This is a genomic window from uncultured Lamprocystis sp., assembly GCF_903933125.1.
Classification (GTDB): Bacteria; Pseudomonadota; Gammaproteobacteria; order Chromatiales; family Chromatiaceae; genus Thiodictyon.
In genome coordinates this window covers 1-5009 of the sequence record NZ_CAIZIZ010000403.1, presented here as the reverse complement: position 1 = coordinate 5009, position 5009 = coordinate 1, and the positions used below count along the sequence as shown (strand labels likewise).

Below are 5009 nucleotides of genomic sequence, written 5' to 3'. Positions count from 1 at the left end.
GCGTCCAGTGCGCAGACCGGACGCGGAGCGCCCGCACGACACTCCCACGCTGGAGCGTGAGAGCGAAAGCGCCCGGCACATCGCCCTGTCATCCTTTGCGTCGTTGCGCGAGCACCTCCCGGACTCAGGAACCCTCCGCCGCCGGAACCTCAGCGCCGGCGCCGCCGGCATTTTTCCAGCGAATGGCCACTTTGAAAACGGCCTCGGAGTCCACCGACGCGAAGATCACGCCGGCCTTGGCGTTGAACTTGATGCCGAACTCCAGATCGATCTGCTCGGGCGTGTTCAAGCCGCGCAGGCTGTCCAGCAGGGCCTGGGCGGCCGGACGAATGCGGGCCACGGCCTCCTCGAAACGGGTCTCGGCCTCCTCGGCGCCGGAGGGTCCGCGGCTGACACGCTGCGGGCCGGAGCCGGCGGCACGGTCACCCGTGCTCTCGACGAAGACGGAGGTGCCGTCGGCCAGCTTCAACTCGATCAGACCACGATCGCTCATCATCTCGCTCCATCCAGACCCGCAGTGTGTGCAGACATCCGCCTGCGCTTGCCGGGAACTATGCCAACAATCGCGGGGGCAGTCCACCGAGCGATGCCAACCAGGCCCCGTCGCGCCGCAAGCTGGCCCCGTTAGTGGCAATGACCTCCGCGTACCAGTCGAAAGACTTCTTCTTATAGCGTTCGAGGGTGCCGGTGCCGTCGTCGTTGCGGTCGACATAGATGAAGCCGTAGCGCTTGCTCATCTGCGCGGTGGTGAAGCTGACCAGGTCGATGCAGCCCCAGGCCGTGTAGCCGAGCACCTGGACGCCGTCGGTGATCGCCTCGCCGAGCGCGACCAGGTGGTCGTTCAGGTACGCAATCCGCGCATCATCGAGCACGGTCCTGACGCCGTCGACCTCGACCAACTGATCCTTGGCGCCCAGGCCGTTCTCCACGACGAACAGGGGTTTACCCCAGCGGTCCCAGAACTGGTTGCAGACGATCCGCAGGCCGGCCGGGTCGATCTGCCAGCCCCACTCACTGGCCTTCAGGGTGGGGTTGAGTACGCCGCCGAGGATGTTGGTCTCGCCCGTGCTTTGCGCCGCGGGATCGGCGGTTTCGCAGACGCTCATGTAGTAGCTGAACGACACGAAGTCGACGGTGTTGGTCAGGCAGTCGCGGTCCTCGTCCGTGATATCCAGTGCGATCCCGTGCTCCCGGAAGTAGCGCAGCGCATAGCCGGGGTAGCAGCCGCGCGCGTGCACATCCCCGAACATCAAGTTCAGGTGGTCCGCCTGCATCGCGGCCAGCACATCCGCCGGATGCGGAGTGAGTGGATAGATCGGCATCGCCAGGATCATGCAGCCGATCTTGGCGTCAGGGATCAGCTCATGCGCAATCCGGGTCGCCAATGCGCTCGCCACCAGTTCGTGGTGGACGGCCTGATACAAGTCGGACTGCGACAGTTGATCCTTCGGCGTGTTGATCGCCCCGCTCAGAAAGGGCTGGTGCAGCACCGAATTGATCTCGTTGAACGTCAACCAGTACTTCACTTTGGAGCCGTACCGGTCGAGCAGGACCCGGACATAGCGCGCATAGAAGCCGATCAACTCCCGGCTGACCCAGCCGTTGTAGTGCTCGGCCAGGTGCAGCGGAGTCTCGTAATGCGAGAGCGTCACCAGCGGCGCAATGCCGTGCCTGGCACAGGTGTCGAACACCCGGTCGTAAAAAGCCAGGCCCGCCTCATTGGGGGTCGCGTCGTCACCGTGCGGGAAAATCCGGCTCCACGCGATCGACAGGCGCAGGACCTTGAACCCCATTTCGGCGAACAGGGCGATGTCTTGCTCGTAGCGGTGGTAGAAGTCAATGCCGACCAGCTTGAGGTTGTCCGGTGTCGGCACCGGCGTGCGTGGACCTTTGATGCCCTGGGGGGCCACGTCCTGGATCGACAGACCCTTGCCGTCCGCATCAAAGGCGCCCTCCATCTGGTTGGCGGCCGTGGCGCCGCCCCAGAGGAAGCCGGCCGGGAAAGGGGTCATGGTTGAAGCGGTCATGGGGCTGGTCCTCGCTGGGCTGGATAGCCGTGCTCGATGGGCATAAGCTGATCTGCGCTGGCGTTCTCGACAACGGGGTCGCAAACAGGTACCGGTCAGGCGGCCGATGGTCAGTCAAGCGATTGCGGGAGTATAGACAACGTGAACTACACCAAGAAGTTGATCGTCGAACCAGGAACCAAAGTACGGCTCAAGCAGTTCGATCCGGCCGGTCACGGCAAGGGCGATGCCGAGCAGGATGCGGAGCAGGAACTCGCGGCCGTCAAGGCCCGCATCGGTGTGCTGCAGCGTAAGATGTATGGCGACAATCGGCATTCGCTCCTGATCGTTCTCCAAGGCTTGGATGCGGCAGGCAAGGACGGGGTGTGCTGGCACGTGATCGGCGGCATGGACCCCCAGGGCTGCAAGGTCCAGGGGTTCAAGGCACCCACGGCGGCGGAGGCGGCGCACGATTTCTTGTGGCGCATTCACCCGCACGCCCCGGCCAAGGGTGAGGTGGCGGTGTTCAACCGCTCGCACTATGAAGATGTACTGGTCACGCGCGTTCATCAACTGGCCCCGCGCAAGGTCTGGGAGCGACGCTATGACCTGATCAATGACTGGGAGCGACTGCTGGCCGTCGAGAACGGCACGACGATTCTGAAGTTCTGTCTGGTCGTCTCCAAGGAGCAGCAACTGAAGCGCTTCGCCGAGCGTTTGGGTGACCCCCATCGGCAATGGAAGATCAGCGACTCCGATTACAAGGAGCGTGCATTTTTCGACGACTACCTGGACGCTTTCGACGAGACGCTGGAGCGCACCTCCACGGCGCACGCCCCCTGGTTCACCATCCCCTGCGACCACAAGTGGTTCCGCAACCTGGCCGTCGCCCATATTGTGCTCGATGCGATGGAGGCGCTGGACCTGCAATACCCCGAGCCGACGGTCGACCTGGAGCAGATCCGGCGCGCGTACCATGAGGCGGCGGGAGACGAGCCGACGGGCGGCAAGCGCAAGCAGCACTGACGCTGACGTTACATCAGATATCTGACCCAAACCCAGGCGATCAGCAGGGTACTCAGGGCGACCGGGATTCCCACCTTGGCGAACTCCCAAAACGAGATCGTGAGGCCCCTCGCATTGGCCGCATCGACCACAATGATGTTCGCCAGGCTGCCGATGATGATCAGGTTGCTGGAGAGACCGCTGGCCAGCGCCATCAGGGGGCCGGCCTCGGGGTCGCCGGCATAGGGCAAGAGCAGCATCACGGTCGGGACGTTCGAGGTGATGTCGCTCAGAACGGCGCTCAGCGCAAAGAGGACGTCACTGTGCTGGAGGTTGAATCCGGCCGCCTTCAGGTCGCCGACCAACTGCTGCGGAATCCCGGTATTCTGGAAGGCGCCGTTGACGATGAAGAGACCGATGAACAGGATCAGCAGCCCCCAATCCATGCGATGCAGCATGCTGCGGGACATGAAGCGGGCGTTGAACAACATGAAAGCGCCAGCGCTGGCCGCCACCAGACCCCGGCTCCACTCGGTGAAAACGAAGGCATAGAGGACGACGCCCAGGATCAGTAAGCCTTTGATCGTCTCCCACCGGTCGAGCGGAGGTGTCGCCGCGGTTGCGGACGGCGCGCCTTGATCCATCGCGCCCGGCCGCTGAAGTGGCCAGTGCCCGCGGTAGAAGACCATCAGGGCGAGCCAGACGACGCCCAGTGACAGCAGCGCGGGCACTGCCGCGTACGCCATATAACCGACGAAGGAGAGCTGCAGTCGCTCGCCGATCAGCATGTTCTGGGGGCTGCCGATGAGCGTCGCCACCGAGCCGGCATTGGCGGAGAAGGCGATCGCCAGGAGAAACGGCACCGGATTGAGTCCGCGGCGCAGACAAATGGACAGCACGACCGGGGTCATGGCAACTGCCACCACATCGTTGGTGAGAAAGGCGGACATGACCCCAACCAGGGCAATCAAGAGGGCGAGCAGGATCGATGGCCTGGTCTGGACCTGGCCGACCGCGGCGGACACCGCGCCGTACAGCCCGGACATCTCGAACTGGATCGAAATCAGCATGAGCCCGAAGAGCATGCCGATGGTGCCGAAGTCGACACTGGCAAGCGCCTGGGTTTGGGTCAACTCGGAGGTGGCCAAGAGCGCGATGGCGCCTCCCAAGGCGATCGAGGCGCGATCCACTTTGAGCCATGGCAAGTGGCCGAGCATCATGCCCAGGTAGACGACGATGAAGGTGATCAGGACGATGGACATGAAACCACTCCGCGCGGTTGCTGGAACGCTTCGGCTTTGATCAGTGTCCCGGCCGGCCGTGATCGGTCCGCACCGCGGACGCTGCGGCCAGTCCGACGGCTGCTCGGGCACACTCCGCACCATCCGTGTCTCGACCTTCCCTGTCAATCCCTGGGAACAGAACAGACAAGGGTCCGATGAGCGGGATCGCGCCAAGCCGGCGATTGGCGGCTACACTCAGGCACTGGCGTCCATCATCCACTACAGGTCCGGTTGGACCGGCGCACCCGTTGGGTTCTGAGATGATGGACGTGTGGCTGGCCTAGGCGCCTTCTTGTCATGCAGCCCGGCGGCGACCTCCTCGGCGTAGCGTTGTGGTTCAGTTCCAGCAGGCTGTCGAGGACTTCGCGGCGAGCGGATTCGGAGATCGTGTAGCGGATGCCTTGCTTGGTTTCGTTGAAGCCGTGGCCGAGGTCCAGGTCTTGCCAGCCGTAGGCGACGACGACGGCTTGATCCGTTTCGACCTGTAGGCGGCGCATTTCGGGCGCTCTGGGATTTCCCGTGGCACTTTACCGTAACATAATCTATAAGATATTTTACATCGCCAAAATTTACTGGCCCCTGTCATGGTCGGCACTGCGCACCGTAATGCGTTGATTTTTCAAGCATACAGCTTGTACCCAACAAGGTCCAATTGAATGCGCTGAAAGAGATGCCCAAGGTTAAGAATGCCGTAACAACGTCGCTTGATGACTTT

The 5009-nt window shown here is 63.0% G+C and carries 5 protein-coding genes; 1 reads left to right on the top strand and 4 read right to left on the bottom strand.

All coding sequences use genetic code 11. The annotated features are described in order from the left end of the window. Positions 1 to 124: 124 nt before the first annotated feature. Together QZY03_RS21300 and QZY03_RS21295 are read right to left on the bottom strand one after the other, a co-directional pair. Entirely contained in the window at positions 125 to 496 is a 372-nt protein-coding gene (locus QZY03_RS21300) for a CU044_2847 family protein (RefSeq protein ID WP_295584381.1), read from the bottom strand. Positions 497 to 551: 55 nt separating this feature from the next. Further along, positions 552 to 2027 (bottom strand): glycoside hydrolase family 1 protein, encoded by a 1476-nt coding sequence (locus tag QZY03_RS21295; protein ID WP_295584379.1) that lies wholly within the window; start codon positions 2025 to 2027, stop codon positions 552 to 554. A 141-nt stretch (positions 2028 to 2168) separates the two neighbouring features. On the opposite strand from QZY03_RS21295, the gene QZY03_RS21290 reads away from it, so the two are divergent. Then, positions 2169 to 3032 carry a polyphosphate kinase 2 family protein gene (locus QZY03_RS21290; RefSeq protein WP_295584378.1) on the top strand — a complete coding sequence of 288 codons (864 nt, stop codon included), beginning with the start codon at positions 2169 to 2171 and terminating at the stop codon, positions 3030 to 3032. 8 nt (positions 3033 to 3040) lie between these two features. Here QZY03_RS21290 and QZY03_RS21285 read toward each other — a convergent pair whose 3' ends face one another. Together QZY03_RS21285 and QZY03_RS21280 are read right to left on the bottom strand one after the other, a co-directional pair. Further along, positions 3041 to 4273: an SLC13 family permease gene (locus tag QZY03_RS21285; RefSeq protein ID WP_295584376.1), complete on the bottom strand. Its 1233-nt coding sequence runs from the start codon at positions 4271 to 4273 to the stop codon at positions 3041 to 3043. 233 nt (positions 4274 to 4506) lie between these two features. Beyond that, positions 4507 to 4791, bottom strand: a complete 285-nt coding sequence (locus QZY03_RS21280) for a hypothetical protein (protein WP_295584374.1) — start codon at positions 4789 to 4791, stop codon at positions 4507 to 4509. Positions 4792 to 5009: the final 218 nt, after the last annotated feature.

Coding starts and splice junctions, on each gene's coding strand:
- QZY03_RS21295 (WP_295584379.1), bottom strand. CDS start 2,027: ATGACCGCTTCAACCATGACCCCTTTCCCGGCCGGCTTCCTCTGGGGC.
- QZY03_RS21300 (WP_295584381.1), bottom strand. CDS start 496: ATGATGAGCGATCGTGGTCTGATCGAGTTGAAGCTGGCCGACGGCACC.
- QZY03_RS21285 (WP_295584376.1), bottom strand. CDS start 4,273: ATGTCCATCGTCCTGATCACCTTCATCGTCGTCTACCTGGGCATGATG.
- QZY03_RS21280 (WP_295584374.1), bottom strand. CDS start 4,791: ATGCGCCGCCTACAGGTCGAAACGGATCAAGCCGTCGTCGTCGCCTAC.